The sequence below is a fragment of the Rhizobium fabae genome (assembly GCF_003985135.1).
Classification (GTDB): domain Bacteria; phylum Pseudomonadota; class Alphaproteobacteria; order Rhizobiales; family Rhizobiaceae; genus Rhizobium; species Rhizobium pisi.
The window spans coordinates 95,424-110,916 of the sequence record NZ_ML133658.1 but is presented as its reverse complement, the minus strand read 5'-3'; the positions used below and the strand labels follow the sequence as shown (position 1 = coordinate 110,916).

At 61.1% G+C, this 15,493-nt stretch carries 12 protein-coding genes; 8 read left to right on the top strand and 4 right to left on the bottom strand.

Going from position 1 to position 15,493, the window contains the following annotated elements; genetic code table 11:
• The 4 genes from rnr (at position 1) to rpmG (ending at position 4,586) form a co-directional block, all read left to right on the top strand.
• Positions 1-2,373, top strand: a complete 2,373-nt coding sequence (rnr, locus tag EFB14_RS26055; RefSeq protein ID WP_126829444.1) for a ribonuclease R — start codon at positions 1-3, stop codon at positions 2,371-2,373.
• Positions 2,374-2,433: 60 nt separating this feature from the next.
• Positions 2,434-2,886: a DUF983 domain-containing protein gene (locus EFB14_RS26050; RefSeq protein ID WP_126829443.1), complete on the top strand. Its 453-nt coding sequence runs from the start codon at positions 2,434-2,436 to the stop codon at positions 2,884-2,886.
• 254 nt (positions 2,887-3,140) lie between these two features.
• Positions 3,141-4,325, top strand: coding sequence for an MFS transporter (locus tag EFB14_RS26045; protein WP_126829442.1), 1,185 nt, complete (start codon positions 3,141-3,143; stop codon positions 4,323-4,325).
• A gap of 93 nt (positions 4,326-4,418) precedes the next feature.
• On the top strand, positions 4,419-4,586 hold the full coding sequence (gene rpmG / locus EFB14_RS26040) for a 50S ribosomal protein L33 (protein ID WP_003587245.1): 168 nt from the start codon (positions 4,419-4,421) through the stop codon (positions 4,584-4,586).
• A gap of 777 nt (positions 4,587-5,363) precedes the next feature.
• Here the strand turns inward: rpmG and EFB14_RS26035 are convergent.
• Together EFB14_RS26035 and EFB14_RS26030 are read right to left on the bottom strand one after the other, a co-directional pair.
• Positions 5,364-6,737, bottom strand: a complete 1,374-nt coding sequence (locus tag EFB14_RS26035) for a PleD family two-component system response regulator (protein WP_125849204.1) — start codon at positions 6,735-6,737, stop codon at positions 5,364-5,366.
• Positions 6,738-6,755: 18 nt separating this feature from the next.
• Complete coding sequence (locus EFB14_RS26030) at positions 6,756-7,127, bottom strand: response regulator (RefSeq protein WP_003547430.1); 372 nt, start codon at positions 7,125-7,127, stop codon at positions 6,756-6,758.
• A gap of 134 nt (positions 7,128-7,261) precedes the next feature.
• Here EFB14_RS26030 and EFB14_RS26025 point away from each other — a divergent pair, with 134 nt between their 5' ends.
• Positions 7,262-7,570 (top strand): DUF3572 domain-containing protein, encoded by a 309-nt coding sequence (locus tag EFB14_RS26025; RefSeq protein WP_125849202.1) that lies wholly within the window; start codon positions 7,262-7,264, stop codon positions 7,568-7,570.
• On the top strand, positions 7,567-8,241 hold the full coding sequence (locus tag EFB14_RS26020) for a hypothetical protein (protein ID WP_126829441.1): 675 nt from the start codon (positions 7,567-7,569) through the stop codon (positions 8,239-8,241). The genes EFB14_RS26025 and EFB14_RS26020 overlap by 4 nt, the downstream gene beginning before the upstream one ends.
• Here the strand turns inward: EFB14_RS26020 and EFB14_RS26015 are convergent.
• A complete protein-coding gene (locus tag EFB14_RS26015) occupies positions 8,216-8,803 on the bottom strand; it encodes a GNAT family N-acetyltransferase (RefSeq protein ID WP_126829440.1) in 588 nt (195 codons plus the stop codon). The genes EFB14_RS26020 and EFB14_RS26015 overlap by 26 nt on opposite strands.
• Before the next feature lie 76 nt (positions 8,804-8,879).
• Between EFB14_RS26015 and EFB14_RS26010 the strand changes: the two genes are divergently transcribed.
• Both EFB14_RS26010 and EFB14_RS26005 read left to right on the top strand, forming a co-directional pair.
• Complete coding sequence (locus tag EFB14_RS26010) at positions 8,880-10,172, top strand: DNA polymerase IV (protein WP_126829492.1); 1,293 nt, start codon at positions 8,880-8,882, stop codon at positions 10,170-10,172.
• Positions 10,173-10,264: 92 nt separating this feature from the next.
• Entirely contained in the window at positions 10,265-11,515 is a 1,251-nt protein-coding gene (locus tag EFB14_RS26005) for a L,D-transpeptidase family protein (protein WP_126829439.1), read from the top strand.
• A gap of 19 nt (positions 11,516-11,534) precedes the next feature.
• Here EFB14_RS26005 and dnaE read toward each other — a convergent pair whose 3' ends face one another.
• Complete coding sequence (gene dnaE / locus EFB14_RS26000; protein ID WP_126829438.1) at positions 11,535-15,032, bottom strand: DNA polymerase III subunit alpha; 3,498 nt, start codon at positions 15,030-15,032, stop codon at positions 11,535-11,537.
• Positions 15,033-15,493: the final 461 nt, after the last annotated feature.

Sequence of the window (15,493 nt, the reverse complement as noted above, 5' to 3'; positions counted from 1 at the left end):
GTGAGCAGGATACCGCGCGAAAGAACAAATCCCGCGGGCAAACGCCCGGGCAAGATCGGCCGCCCAGGCAAGGATGCTCCCGCCGTCGAGCCGCTGAACATCGTCCACGGCGCCCTGCCCTCGCGCGAGGTGATCCTGCGTTTCATCGCCGATCACCCGCAGAAGGCTTCCAAGCGTGAACTCGCCAAGGCCTTCGGCCTGAAGGGAGACAGCCGCGTCGAGCTCAAGCACATGCTGCAGGAGCTCGAGCAGGAAGGCATGCTGCAGAAGAGCCGCAAGTCGCTGATCCGCCCCGGCGCGCTGCCACCCGTCACCGTGCTTGACATCACCACGCGCGACAAGGATGGCGACCTGATCGGCCGGCCGGCGGAATGGCCGGAGGATCAGGGCGTTGCGCCCGCAGTCGCCATCCGCCAGCAATCGCCGGCAGGCCGCCAGGGCAAGGGCAAGGCACCCGTCGCCGGTCTCGGCGACCGTATCCTGGCAAAAATCTTCCCAGCCGTCGATCGTGGCGGACCGGCCTATACGGCGCGCATCATCAAGGTGATCGACAGACGCCGCGGCGCATCGATGGGCGTCTTCCGCGCAGCACCTGGCGGCGCCGGTCGGCTCCTGCCGATCGAACGGCGCGGCGAAGAGATGGTGATCGATCCCGAGTTTACCGGCGGTGCTGTGGACGGCGACCTGGTGGAGGTCGAAATCGCCCGCCTCGGCCGCTTCGGCCTGCAGCGTGCCAAGGTTCTTTCCGTGGTCGGCTCGGTTGGCTCGGAAAAGGCGATCTCGATGATCGCGATCCATGCTCACGGCATTCCGCATGTCTTCCCGCCGGCGGTCATCGCGGAAGCCGAAGAAGCAAAGCCCGCCACGATGTCGCATCGGGAAGACTGGCGCGACGTGCCGCTGATCACCATCGATCCGGCTGACGCCAAGGACCATGACGACGCCGTTTATGCCGAGCTCGATCCCTCGCCCGACAATCCCGGCGGCGTCATCGTCACTGTCGCTATTGCCGACGTCTCCTGGTATGTCCGCCCGAATTCGCCGCTCGACCGCGAGGCGCTGAAGCGCGGCAACTCGGTCTACTTCCCCGACCGCGTCGTGCCGATGCTGCCGGAGCGCATCTCCAACGATCTCTGCTCGCTGAAGGAAGGCGTCGGCCGTCCGGCGCTCGCCGTGCGCATGAGCTTCTCCGGGGAAGGCCGCAAGATCGGCCACACCTTCCATCGCATCATGATGAAAAGCGCGGCAAAGCTCTCCTACCAGCAGGCGCAGGCAGCAATCGACGGAAATCCGGACGATAAGACCGGGCCTATGCTCGAGCCGATCCTGAAACCGCTCTGGCACGCTTATGAGGTGATGAAGCGCGGACGCGACCGGCGCCAGCCGCTTGAACTCGACATGCCGGAGCGCAAGATCCTGCTGAAGCCCGACGGCACGGTCGACCGGGTTTTCGTGCCGCCGCGGCTCGATGCGCACAAGCTGATCGAGGAGATGATGATCCAGGCCAACGTCTGCGCCGCCGAGACGCTGGAGAAGAAGCGCCAGTCGCTGATCTACCGCATCCATGACGGCCCGACGCTCGCCAAGCAGGAAATCCTGCGTGAGTTCCTGGCCACGCTCGGCATCTCGCTCGCCAAGGGCGGCAACATGCGCGCCAACAGCTTCAACGGCATCCTGGCCAAGGCGGAAGGTACGGCGCACCAGACCATGGTCAACGAGATGGTGCTGCGTTCGCAGAGCCAGGCGATCTACAGCCCCGAGAACATTGGCCACTTCGGCCTCAACCTGATGAAATACGCCCACTTCACCTCGCCGATCCGCCGCTACGCCGATCTTATCGTGCATCGCGCCCTGGTCGGCTCCCTCGGCTTCGGCGAAGGCGGCATCACGACCGACGAAGAAGCGGCTCTCGACGATATCGCCGCCGAAATCTCGACTTTCGAGCGGCGGGCCATGGCCGCCGAACGCGAGACCATCGACCGGCTGATCGCCCATCACCTGAGCACCCGCATCGGTGAGGAATTTGCCGGCCGTGTTTCGGGCGTTACGAAATCGGGGCTTTTTATCGCCTTGCCGGACTATGGCGCCGACGGTTTCGTCCCTATATCTACGCTCGGCACCGACTATTTCATCTATGACGAGGCGCATCAGGCACTCTCAGGTGAAAAGACGGGGCTCGGCTATCGCCTGGGCGACAGCGTCACCGTGAAGCTTGCCGAAGCGATCCCACTTGCCGGCGCGTTGCGTTTCGAAATGCTGAGCGAAGGGCGCGAAATGCCGACGGCGGTGCGCTCCTTCCACAAGGCAGGCCGCCGGGACAGGGGCCAGGTTCGCAAGAAACCGGGAACGCGGCCCCCGCGCGGGCGCCGCTAGGGCATCGGACCCGATTCAGGGAACGAATCCAATACTCCCGGTCCGAAAGAGGAAGATGCGATGAGCACACCGACCGATCCGGTCGCCCGCTACGGGGATTCGCCTGACATCGAGCGTCCGCTTGGGCGCTCCATCATGCGCGGACTGCTGAACCGCTGCCCGGCTTGCGGCAATGGCAAGCTTTTTCGCGCTTTCCTGAAGCCGATCGATCGTTGCGCGGCCTGCGGCGAGGCGATGCATCACCACCGCTCGGACGATCTGCCGCCCTATATCGTCATCCTCGTCCTCGGCCACGTCGTGGTCGGCGGCTACATGCTGACCGACATGACCTTCGTGCTGCCGGTCTGGGTTCACATGGCCATCTGGGCGCCGGTCACGGTTATTACCGCCCTCGCCTGCATCCAGCCGATCAAGGGTGGCGTGATCGGCCTGCAATGGGCACTGCGCATGCACGGCTTCGGTGGGGAGAGCGACAGCCCGGACGATTATGACATCCCCGGACGGCCGGATTAGCACCTTCACCTTCCAGACATATTTAACGTGTAGTGCCAGCCCTCCACCGACCACACCCAAACGCGGGAGCCGACGATCCTCAACGACCTGACATGGTAAGCATTTCTTGTCCGAACAGGCTTTACATTCCGCAGATGGCCACTCACATCGGAAATATTGCGAAACGCCGCTCGTCACCTGGATTTGGCACGCTTGTGTCTATCTATGTGACGCGATCGGCTGATTCGCTCGCGCAGCTATCTAAGGATGGATAAATGTCTCAGCCGAGAAACGGCACACCAGGCGATGTCGAAGAAATCCATTGGCCTTCTCTGGTGGCAGCCATCTCGTCCATTTCGGCCGTCGGCATAGCAATCGGTCTCGGGCTCCCGCTTCTCAGCATCATCCTGGAAAAACGCGGTATCTCATCCACCCTGATCGGGCTTAACACGGCGATGGCCGGGATCGCGGCGATGGCCGCGGCACCCGTCACCACCAAGCTCGCCCACAAATATGGTGTTGCGCCGACAATGCTCTGGGCCGTGCTGATTTCAGCGTTGAGCGCACTCGGATTCTACTATGCCCAGGAATTCTGGATGTGGTTTCCGCTGCGTTTCGCCTTTCATGGTGCGACGACAACGCTGTTCATCCTCTCGGAATTCTGGATCAACGCCGCCTCACCGCCCTCCAAGCGCGGCTTCGTGCTCGGCATCTATGCGACGGTGCTTTCCCTCGGCTTTGCGGCAGGACCGCTGCTCTTTTCGCTGCTTGGCAGCGACGGCATCTTTCCCTTCCTGATCGGCGCCGCCGCGATCCTGCTTGCTGCCATTCCGATCTTCATCGCCCGAGACGAAAGCCCGATACTCGAGGAAAAGCCGGAACTGCATTTCATGCGCTACGTCCTCCTGGTGCCGACGGCGACGGCGGCCGTCTTCATCTTCGGCGCGGTCGAAGCGGGCGGGCTCTCGCTTTTCCCGATCTTTGCCGTGCGCGCTCATTTCACCGAATCGCAGGCCGCGCTGCTGCTCACCATGATGGGCGTCGGCAACGTCATCTTCCAGATCCCGCTGGGCCTGCTTTCCGACCGCATTTCCGACAAGCGGCCACTTCTGGCCTGCATGGCGCTGATGGGCTTCGTCGGATCGATGATGCTGCCCGTGCTGGTCAACAACTGGCTGCTGATGGCCGGGATCCTGCTTTTCTGGGGCGGCTGCGTCTCCGGCCTCTATACGGTCGGCCTCAGCCATCTCGGCTCGCGGTTGACAGGCTCCGATCTTGCGGCGGCCAATGCCGCCTTCGTCTTCTGTTATGCGATGGGAACGGTGGCGGGGCCACAGGTGATCGGCGCGGCGATCGACGTCGCCGGCAATAACGGTTTTGCCTGGGCGATCGCCGCTTTCTTCGGCCTCTATGCCCTACTTTCCGGCATCAGGCTGATGTTCATTCGAAAACGGGCTTGACTTTTCGGGCTGGATTCGTAGTTTCGCGCCAGAATTTGCCGTGGAGCCTCATCCGGCTTCCACGGCTTTCATTTTCTTAAAGGCAGGACGACCATGGCCAAGGCTACAACAATCAAGATCAAGCTGCTGTCGACAGCCGACACCGGTTTCTTCTACGTCACGACGAAGAATAGCCGTACGATGACGGACAAGATGACGAAGACGAAGTACGACCCGATTGCAAAGAAGCACGTCGAGTTCAAGGAAACCAAGATCAAGTAATCACTTGGTCTCAGGAATTCTGAAAAGCGCGCGCCCTCGGGTTGCGCGTTTTTTTATTGTCCGGATTGGTTCCCCGGATCGGATTGCCGTTGAAATCAGACTGCCGTTGAAGATGATAGCGCAAACAGACAAACGCCGCCCTTCCATCTTCGGGAAGTGGCGGCGTTTTCTTGAAAGGGGGTCGGCCAGCATGCAAAACGGCACGAGGAACCGCTATAGCTTGCCTACTAGCCGACCGACCCCACGACCCAGGAGATGCGGCGGACCTGAGCATCATGGGGTATCGACAACTCCTCTACGGGAGCGCTTCTCTTATGAGCCGATAATTTGCGCAAAAATGAAAGAAAATCAACAAATTCTTAATGGTTATTTTTCTAAGCTTGATTCTATGGTTAAAAGCCCAATTTTGGTACATACAAAGATTTAGGGGCTTTGCTTGGGTTCGAAGCGCGTCGCATGAACCGCCGAAGAAATTCGACAATATAGCCTAATAACTTACGCCTCCCCTCCCCTTAAGTCAGGTGACGTCGGCGCAATCTATTTGCACCCTGTTGGCCGCAGGTTTTTTATAGTCTCTGTTTCGTTTCCAGTGATGGCCTAACGTCTTCGAGACTAGCGAATGTCAGCACATTCGCAGGAATGCGGGAAGTCCATTTTTGGGCTATTAAGTTGCAAAATTTTCACTGCGCATCGCGCAGGCCAGCATTAAAAATCCGTAATAATTCACTTACCGCAGTGGAAAACTCCAATATGGCGTCTATGGCGGCAAATGATTCGTCAGGCGGCCGCGGCGACCACACGGTTACGGCCCGTATTCTTGGCTTCATAGAGAGCCAGATCCGCCTGCTTCATCAACTGATCAGGGGTCAGAACCGAGGCGATACGCGAGGCGATGCCGAAGGAAGCGGTGACGCTCAGCGCCTGACCTGAATGTTTCAGCGCAAAAGACGTGCTTTCGACCGCTGCGCGCAGACGCTCAGCGACGGTGGCGGCAACTTCCGGCGATGTGTCGGGCATTACAACGACGAATTCCTCTCCGCCGTAGCGGCAGGCGAGATCGGCACCGCGGATGGTCGAACGGACGCGGTTTGCGAATTCCCGCAGCACCTCGTCGCCACCGTCATGGCCGTAGGTGTCGTTCACCTGCTTGAAGCGGTCGATATCGGTGATCAGCACCGAAAGCGGCCGGCCACGGGCCATCGAACGGTTGAAAAGCACGTTCAGGTGATTGTCGAGATAGCGCCTGTTGTAAAGACCGGTCAGCGGATCGGTCACGGCAAGCTCGATCGTCTGCTTGACGCTGTTGCGCAGGCGGTCGTTGTAGCGCTTGCGGCGGATCTGCGTCAGGCTGCGGGCAACCAGTTCGTTGGGATCGACCGGACGGACGATGTAGTCATTGACACCGAGATCGAGCGCGCGAACGACCATCTCGTCGGAGCCCTGCTCGGTGATGATCAGGATCGGCAGGAAACGCGTCCGCTCCAGCGAGCGCAGTTGCGAGCAGAGGCGAAGCGGATCGTAATCGTCGAAATTGGCGTTGACGATGACAAGGTCGAACGCGCTTTCGGCGGCCTCGAAGAGGGCGGCCTGCGGATCGGAAAGGGCAAGCACGTCGGCGACGGGCTTCAGCGCCTTGATGATGCGCTCCTGCGAATTGGCGCGGCCGTCGACGAGCAGGACCTGAGCGTTCTCGTCGGCTCGGCCCTCGCCTGCCCGCGTGAGGTTGTCGATGCCCATCGTATGGGCGGTGTCGGCGCGGATGCGCAGCTCGTCGCTCAATGTCTTCAGCCGCAGCAGGCTCTTCACCCGCGAGATCAGTTGCAGGTCATTGACGGGCTTCGTCAGGAAATCGTCGGCGCCGGCCTTCAGCCCGCGTACGCGATCGGCAGGCTGGTCGAGCGCGGTCACCATGACGACGGGAATATGGGCGGTCTTCTGGCTGGCCTTCAACCGCTCGCAAACCTCGAAACCGTCTATCCCGGGCATCATGATGTCGAGCAGGATGAGATCGACCTGGTGACGCTCGCAGATTGCGAGAGCCTCGTAGCCGTCGGCCGCGGTCATCACGTCGAAATACTCCGCGAGCAGCCGCGCTTCGAGCAGCTTCACGTTGGCCGGAATATCGTCAACCACCAGTATTCGCGCAGTCATAAGCGTCTTTCCGATGCGTCAGGCATCGCCCAGATAGGTCTTGATCGTCTCGATGAATTTCGGAACCGAGATCGGCTTGGAAACGTAGGCCTCGCAGCCGCCCTGGCGAATCCGCTCCTCGTCACCCTTCATCGCAAAAGCCGTGACGGCGATGACGGGGATGACGTGCAGTTCGTCGTCTTCCTTCAGCCATTTGGTGACTTCGAGGCCTGAGACCTCGGGAAGCTGGATATCCATGAGGATGAGGTCGGGGCGATGCTTGCGCGCGAGATCGAGCGCCTCCATGCCGTTCCTTGTCTGAATCGTGGTATAGCCGGACGCCTCGATCAGGTCTCGAAAGAGCTTCATGTTGAGCTCGTTATCTTCTACAATCATCACCTGTTTGGGCATGACAAGCTGTCCCCACGTCCGTTCGCGCAGTTATTCGTCCCATGGGAAATGCACATATGGACAAATTGCTCCGTGAAACCGATAGCTGCACGCTAGCGGTATTTGGTTGAAGAAAAGGTAACTTACCCCTCGAAATGCAAAGCAACTTCAAGACTTCGAAACAACCAGCCGCCGACCCGCATGAGACGGCGGTCGCCGTGCTCGGCTGGCTTGCCGACGATCCCGACATGTTCGGGCGCTTCCTCGCGCTCACCGGCGTGGCGCCCAGCCAGGTGCGCAGTGCCGTCAACGATCCGGGATTTCTTGCCGGCATGATGGATTTCCTGATGAACCACGAACCGACGGCGATGGCCTTCTGCGCGGCGAGCGGACTCAGCCCCGAGACGGTGACCGCCGCCTGGCGGCATTTCTCTTCTCCGGGCCTCGATTCCGGAGAATACTGAGCGTGACGGAACTCGACATCTCGCATATCCGCCTCGGCGAGCAGCCGCTGATTGTCTGCGACGTCGACGACGTCGTGCTGCAGTTCATCGGGCCCTTCCAGCTTTTCCTTCAAAGCCAAGGCCATGAGTTCCTGCCGCGCTCGTTCCGGCTTCACGGCAACATCGTCTCGAAGGCGGACTGGGTTGCGATCGAGGACCAGCAGGTCAGCCGGCTGATCGAAGAGTTCTTCGAAGCGCAAGAGCTGTGGCAGACGCCGCTCGACCGCGTTGTCGAGACGCTCGGCCGGCTTTCCGAAGAGGCCGACGTCCTTTTCCTCACAGCCATGCAGCCACGGTTCCAGGACCAGCGACGTCGCCTGCTCGACAGGATGGGCCTGCTCTTTCCTCTGCTTGCCACCGAACAGCCCAAGGGACCGATCGTTCACGCGCTGCATGCGAGCCGCTCCCTTCCTGTCGTCTTCATCGATGATATGGCGCGCAATCTGCATTCCGTAAGGGATCACGTCGCCGATTGCCTGCTCATTCACTTGATACCGAACTCGCCCGTCCATCGTTTTGCTCCGGCGGCGGCCGGCGACATCACCCGCGCCACCGACTGGGTGCATGCGGCCGAACTCATCGAGGCGCATTTCCTTTCCGACACGGTCAGTCGCGCAGCTCCAGCCGCATGAGCGGACGGCCGTCCTTGCGCCTTGCCACCATCTCGAAACCGGCGGCATCGAAAATCGCCGTCGAGCCGATGCAGAGTGTGACCGATTTCGACTGCTTGACGTGATCGATCGGACAGGCTTCGAGGAACCGCGCTCCCCCTCGCCGCGCATGGTCGATCGCGCCGGCGAGCAGGCGATGGCTCATCCCCTTGCCGCGCAGTGCAGGCAGCAGAAAAAAGCAACTGACGGCCCAGATCGATGGATCATGCGCATCGCCCTCCTCCAACGGCCGCGAGACGGTGCGCGGAGAATTGAACTGCGGCACGTCGTGGCGCGGCCCGACCTGCACCCAGGCGACCGGCGCGCGCCCGGCATAACAGAGAATGCCCGGCGGTGGGCCTGCTGTAATCCGTTCCCGCATATGCGCCTTGCGCTCTTCGGCCGGCATCTTCGTTCTCACCGCATGCGGCAGGCGCAACGCGACGCACCAGCAATTGTAGAAAGCCCCCTGCGGCCCGAACAGGGTTTCGAAGTCACCCCAGCGTTCTCCTGTCACCGGCTCGAAACGAAGGTCGTTATCCAAAGGCAAAGCTTCCACCCTCTCTTGTGACTCGGGAGCTTAAGGCGTAACGTCAGCATGTTCAACCTTTGTTCCCATGATGACGCCCACGCCTGACAAGACACCCGGCTTCTGTCGCGACTGCCTTGCCGAGCAGAAGGGCGAGGCGCGCCGTTGCGTTTCCTGCGGCAGCCCACGCCTCGTGCGCCATCGCGAACTCTACGCATTGACGCTTGCGCACATCGATTGCGACGCTTTCTATGCGGCCGTCGAAAAACGTGACAATCCGGAGCTTGCCGATAAGCCCGTTATCATCGGCGGCGGAAAACGGGGCGTGGTCTCCACCGCATGCTATATCGCGCGCATCCACGGCGTGCGTTCGGCTATGCCGATGTTCAAGGCGCTGGAGGCATGTCCCGAGGCGATCGTCATCCGCCCCGACATGGAAAAATATGTCCGGGTCGGGCGCCAGGTGCGGGCAATGATGCAGGATCTGACGCCGCTGGTACAGCCGCTTTCGATCGACGAGGCCTTCCTGGAGCTGGGCGGCACCGAGAGGCTGCATCACGATCCGCCGGCGCGCACGCTCGCCAAATTCGCCCGACGCGTCGAAAAGGAGATCGGCATCACCGTTTCCGTCGGGCTTTCCTATTGCAAGTTCCTCGCCAAGGTTGCTTCCGACCTGCAGAAGCCGCGCGGGTTTTCCGTCATCGGCCGCGAAGAAGCGGTCGAGTTCCTGGCCCCGCGTCCCGTCACCACCATCTGGGGCGTCGGCAAGGCCTTTGCGGCAACGCTGGAGGCGGACGGCATCCGCACCATCGGGCAGTTGCAGCAGATGGAGGAGAATGACCTGATGCGCCGCTATGGCAGCATCGGCCAGCGGCTTGCCCGGCTGTCGCGCGGCATCGACGACCGCGAGGTTCATCTCAACGATGCGGCCAAGAGCGTTTCGGCCGAGACGACCTTCTTCGATGACATATCGCGCTACGACGAACTGGTGCCGATCCTGCGCAGCCTTTCCGAGAAGGTCTCCTGGCGGCTGAAGAAGAGCGATATTGCCGGCCAGACCGTGGTCCTGAAGATGAAGACCGCCGACTTCAAATCGCGCACCCGCAACCGCAAACTCGAAGACCCGACACAGCTTGCCGACAGGATTTTTCGCACAGGCCTCGAGCTTCTTGAAAAAGAAACGGACGGCACGAAATTCCGGCTGCTCGGCATCGGCGTCACCGATCTCGGCGATGCCGCCCGCGCCGACCCGCCCGATCTCATCGACCGGCAATCAGGCCGGCGCGCGGCGGCGGAAGCGGCGATGGACAAGCTGCGCGACAAGTTCGGCAACAAGACGGTCGAGACCGGCTATACCTTCGGCAGCGGCAAGCGCGATCACTAAACCGTGAGACGGGTGCGCGATCCGGCCGATAAAATCTTCCTTAAACTTCGTCCCATAATGTGCCGGACCAGTATTGCGTATGGTTGGGTATCATGTTCTCGCGTCTCGTCTTCGGCCTCGGCTTGCTGTCGGCCACCGCACTCGTGCACCCCGCCTTTGCCGCGGATGTGCGCACGCTGCAGATCTTCGTCTCGAAGGACAAGCAGTCGCTTGCGGTCTATGACGGCGACGAGGTCGTTGCGACCTCGAAGGTCTCGACCGGCAAGGATGGCCACACGACGCCGAGCGGCATCTTCTCCGTGCTGGAAAAGCAGAAATACCACGAATCCAATCTCTACTCGGCCGCGCCGATGCCCTTCATGCAAAGGCTGACCTGGTCCGGCATCGCGTTGCACGAGTCGAATTCCGTGCCGCGTTATCCCGCCTCGCACGGCTGCGTGCGCATGCCAGGCGCCTTCGCTAAAATGCTCTACGGAATGACGGAGACCGGCGTCCCCGTCATCATCAGCGACGGCGAACTTGTGCCGCAGCCGATCGACCACCCCACCCTTTTCCATCCGGACACGCCGGCGGCGATGCCGCTGCTTTCGGATGTCGAACTGCGGCCATCCATGCCCGACAGCCCGCAAAAACCGGTGCAAGTGGCGATGAACGACACGGCTGCGATACCGATGCCGATGGCGCCGGTAGCAGTGTCCGAGGCCGAGCCGTCCGAGCCGATCAGCATGCTCGTCACGCGGCGGACGCTGCGCGAGACGGTGATCGACATCCAGATGCTTCTCAACCAACTCGGCTTTGCCGCCGGCGATCCGGATGGGTTGCTCGGCGCGTCGACCGTGCAGGCGATCAATACCTTCAAGACGCTGCGGCCGGCGGAATTTGCCGGCGACAGAAGCTTGGTCTCCGACACGCTCCTCAAGTCCGTCTATGCGGCCGCTGGCAAAGGCGAGCCGCCGAACGGCGTCATCATGGTGCGGCAGGCCTTCAAGCCGATCTTCGAAGCGCCGGTGACGATCGCCGATCCGGGCCTGGCGCTCGGCACGCATTTTCTGACCCTGCATGCAGTCGATGAAAGGGCCGGCACGGCGGACTGGCTCGGCGTCACGCTGGCGAATAATCTCTCGCGCGAGACGATGAAGCGGCTCGGGATCACCAATCAGGAAAGCTCGATCGTCATGGGCAAACCGATTGCCCGCTCGCTCAGCCGCATCGTGATCCCAGAGGAGACCCGCCGCAGGATCGACGCGCTGATCGCGCCCGGCTCAACGCTGACGATCTCCGATACCGGCCTCGGCTCCGAGACCGGCGAAGGCACGGATTTCATCACAATTACCCGGGGGTGATCTCGATCAACCTGGGTGATCAGACGAGTTCGACATCCACGACGCCGGGGGCGGCGCGAAGTGCGGCGGCGATCTCCGGCGTGATGCGGTATTTCTCCGCCAGTGCCACTTCCACCTCGCGTTTGCCCTCCTCCTTGATGACGATGAAGGAAACCAGGCCGTCGCCCTTGGCATTCAGATGGCCGGCAACCATCCGCAGCGGCCCGGAATCGCGGACATAGACGCGCAGTGCCTTCTGCATCTGCAGCGATTTTTCCTCCAGCGACTGGATCGTCTGGATGCGCAGGCCGATGCCTTCCGGCCGCTCCTCGCCCGTCGCGGTCAGCAGGAAGGATTTTCCCGACTCGAGCACGTCGCGATACTGGTTCAGCATCTCCGAAAACAGCACAGCCTCAAACTGGCCCGATGAATCCGAGAAAACGATGATGCCCATCTTGTTGCCGGTGCGAGTCTTGCGCTCCTGTTTCGAGATGACGGTGCCGGCGAGGCGCGCATTGGCAGCGCCCTGCTTGATGGCTTGGGAAAACTCGGCAAAGGTCTGCACGCGCATTTTCTGGAGGATGTTGTTGTAGGAATCGAGCGGGTGGGCTGTGAGATAGAAGCCCAGCACCTGGAATTCCTTCAACAGCCGCTCGGAAGCAAGCCAAGGTGAATAAGGCGGCAAGGAGATCTTCTCCGGGCCTGAGGTCAGCGTACTGCCGAAAATGTCCGATTGGCCGCTGAGCTTGTTCTCCTGGGCGCGCTGGGCATAGCCGAGAATGCGGTCGAGGCCGGCTGCAAGCTGGGCGCGGTCCAGCGCAAAACAATCGAAAGCGCCGGCATAGATCAGGCTTTCCAAGACACGGCGGTTCACCTGGCGCGGATCGATCCGCAGGCAGAAATCCTCGATGCTGGCAAAGGGCTTATCGCCGCGCACCTCGACGATGTGGTCGACGGCGGATTCGCCGACCCCCTTGAGGGCTGCAAGCGCGTAGTAGATCCGGTTGTCGCCGGTCTCGAATTGGCGGAAGGAGGTCTGGACGGAGGGCGCGATGACTTCAATGCCGAGGCGCTTGGCATCCTGGCGGAAGTCGTTGACCTTTTCGGTGTTGGACATATCGAGCGTCATCGAGGCGGCCAGGAACTCGACCGGATAATGCGCCTTCATATAGGCCGTCTGATAGGAGACGATGGCGTAGGCGGCCGCGTGCGACTTGTTGAAGCCGTAGTTTGCGAACTTCGCGAGCAGTTCGAAGATATTATCTGCCTGCGGCTTGGACACGCCGTTCTTGACGGCGCCAACAACGAAACGTTCGCGCTGCTGGTCCATTTCGGCCTTGATCTTCTTACCCATGGCGCGGCGCAGAAGATCGGCCTCGCCGAGCGAATAGCCCGACAGGACCTGGGCGATCTGCATCACCTGTTCCTGGTAGACGATGACGCCCTGGGTTTCCTTAAGGAGATGGTCGATCATCGGATGGATCGATTCCAGCTCTTCGTCGCCATGCTTGCGGGCATTGTAGGTCGGGATGTTTTCCATCGGACCCGGACGATAGAGGGCGACCAGCGCGATGATGTCCTCGATGCAGTCCGGCTTCATGCCGATCAGCGCCTTGCGCATGCCGGCACTTTCAACCTGGAACACGCCGACCGTCTCGCCGCGCGAGAGCATCTCATAGGTCTTCTTGTCGTCGAGCGGGATCTTGGCAAGGTCGACCTCGATGCCGCGCTTCTTGCAGAAGTCAACGGCGACCTTGAGCACGGTCAGCGTCTTCAGACCAAGGAAGTCGAATTTGACGAGGCCGGCCTGCTCCACCCACTTCATATTGAACTGGGTGACCGGCATGTCGGAGCGCGGATCGCGATACATCGGCACCAGCTTCGACAGCGGGCGGTCGCCGATCACGATGCCGGCAGCGTGGGTCGAGGCGTGGCGGTAGAGGCCTTCGATCTTCTGGGCGATATCCAGAAGGCGGGCAACAACCGGCTCCTTGGCTGCCTCTTCCTGCAGCTTCGGCTCCTCCTCGATCGCCTTGGAAAGCGGCGTCGGATTGGCCGGATTGTTCGGTACGAGTTTGCAGATCTTGTCGACCTGGCCGTAGGGCATTTCCAGCACGCGGCCGACATCGCGCAGCGCGGCGCGCGCCTGCAGCGAACCGAAGGTGATGATCTGCGCCACCTGCTCGCGGCCATATTTGGCCTGGACGTAGCGGATCACCTCTTCGCGGCGATCCTGGCAAAAGTCGATGTCGAAGTCCGGCATCGAGACGCGTTCCGGATTGAGGAAGCGTTCGAAGAGTAGCGAGAAGCGCAGCGGATCGACGTCGGTGATCGTCAGCGCATAGGCGACCAGCGAACCCGCGCCCGAGCCACGGCCCGGGCCGACGGGAATATCATGCTGCTTGGCCCATTTGATGAAGTCGGCAACGATCAGGAAGTAGCCGGGAAAGCGCATGCGCTCGATGACGCTGAGTTCGAAATCCAGCCGCTCGCGATAGTCCTTTTCCTCGTAGCCCGGCGACATGCCGAGTGTCGAAAGCCGCATATCAAGCCCATCGACCGCCTGGCGGCGCAATTCGCTCGCCTCGGCGCGTTCGGCCTCCTCGGCATCGTCGGTGGCGCCGGTGAAGCGCGGCAGGATCGGCTTTCGCGTCTTCAGCACGAAGGAGCAACGCCTGGCGATCTCGATCGTGTTTTCCAACGCTTCCGGCAGATCGGCGAAGAGCTTGGCCATCTCGGCCCGGCTTTTCAGGTAATGATCCGGGGTCAGGCGAAAGCGGCTATCGTCCGAGACGATGGCATTGTGGGCCACCGCCATCAGCGCATCATGGGCGTCGTAATCGTCCCGCGTCGGGAAGAAGGCTTCGTTGGTTGCAACCAGCGGCAGGTCGTGGGCATAGGCGAGCCCGACGATCTTCTGCTCGTGCCGTTTGTCGTAGGTGCCATGCCGCTGCAACTCGACATAGAGCCTGTCGCCAAAGAGACGCTTCAGCGCGAGCAGCCGAGCTTCCGCCTGCGCGGAATGACCTTCCTTGATTGCCACGTCGACCGGCCCGGTCAGGGCGCCGGTCAATGCAATCAGCCCTTCCGTGCCGGCCTCCTCAAGCCATGAGGCGCTGATATGGACGGCCTGGTTGCTTTCGCCACCGAGATAGGCGCGGCTGACGAGATCGACGAGCCGTTCGTAGCCGGCATCCGTCGCAGCGAGAAGAACGATCGACGGCAGTTTGATCAGCGCCTGCTGGCCACCGCGCTTTTCCGTTTCCAGCCCGTCTTCCATATCGATCGAAAGCTGGCAGCCGATGATCGGCTGCAGGCCTTCGTCCATCGCCTTCTGGGAAAATTCCAGCGCGACAAACAGATTGTTGGTGTCGGTGATCGCGATCGCCGGCTGGCTGTCGCCGGTCGCTTTGTAGAGGATCTTCTTCAGCGGCAGGGCGCCCTCGAGAAGCGAATAGGCGGAATGGACCCTCAGGTGGACGAAGCCCGGCGTGCCGCCGATCGCCTCACCCGTTGAACCCTTTGCCGTATCCGCCATGACATGCCTTCCCAATCGACCGAATGAATCGGACGCATTGTCGGCATAGAGGGAGATGATGTCCAGAAGAAGTCCCGCGTCCGAACCGCGTGACTGCCATGCGATCCCCTGAAAACTTTAGATCGCCATGACGATGAGCGAAAAGCTGGCAACGAACATTGCGATGGAGGTGAATGCTGCGATATCACGGATCATGTCAGTCATTTGGCTCTCCTTACTCGTTATGTTTTCACTTTGTTCCATTTATGTTCGCATGTCAACAGGAATCTTTTCCTCATAACTTGCGTTTAAGAAATCTCGTTCGCGATGCGCCGAATCGGTCTTGCCTCGACGCCTCCCTTGAGCATGCCCGCGCGACCGGCCCTGCATTCAGACCCGAAGAGGATCGTCGCAGATCGTTCAAAGGCCGAGCCAATTCCCACAGGCGGTTAAGCGATTCCTGCTGTTTTGTTCTTCTTATG

Bases quoted from the DNA above. Each gene is read 5' to 3' on its own strand.
- EFB14_RS26005 (WP_126829439.1), top strand. From the start codon at position 10,265: ATGTTCTCGCGTCTCGTCTTCGGCCTCGGCTTGCTGTCGGCCACCGCA.
- EFB14_RS26045 (WP_126829442.1), top strand. From the start codon at position 3,141: ATGTCTCAGCCGAGAAACGGCACACCAGGCGATGTCGAAGAAATCCAT.
- EFB14_RS26050 (WP_126829443.1), top strand. From the start codon at position 2,434: ATGAGCACACCGACCGATCCGGTCGCCCGCTACGGGGATTCGCCTGAC.
- dnaE (WP_126829438.1), bottom strand. From the start codon at position 15,032: ATGGCGGATACGGCAAAGGGTTCAACGGGTGAGGCGATCGGCGGCACG.
- EFB14_RS26035 (WP_125849204.1), bottom strand. From the start codon at position 6,737: ATGACTGCGCGAATACTGGTGGTTGACGATATTCCGGCCAACGTGAAG.
- rpmG (WP_003587245.1), top strand. From the start codon at position 4,419: ATGGCCAAGGCTACAACAATCAAGATCAAGCTGCTGTCGACAGCCGAC.
- EFB14_RS26010 (WP_126829492.1), top strand. From the start codon at position 8,880: ATGACGCCCACGCCTGACAAGACACCCGGCTTCTGTCGCGACTGCCTT.
- EFB14_RS26030 (WP_003547430.1), bottom strand. From the start codon at position 7,127: ATGCCCAAACAGGTGATGATTGTAGAAGATAACGAGCTCAACATGAAG.
- EFB14_RS26025 (WP_125849202.1), top strand. From the start codon at position 7,262: ATGCAAAGCAACTTCAAGACTTCGAAACAACCAGCCGCCGACCCGCAT.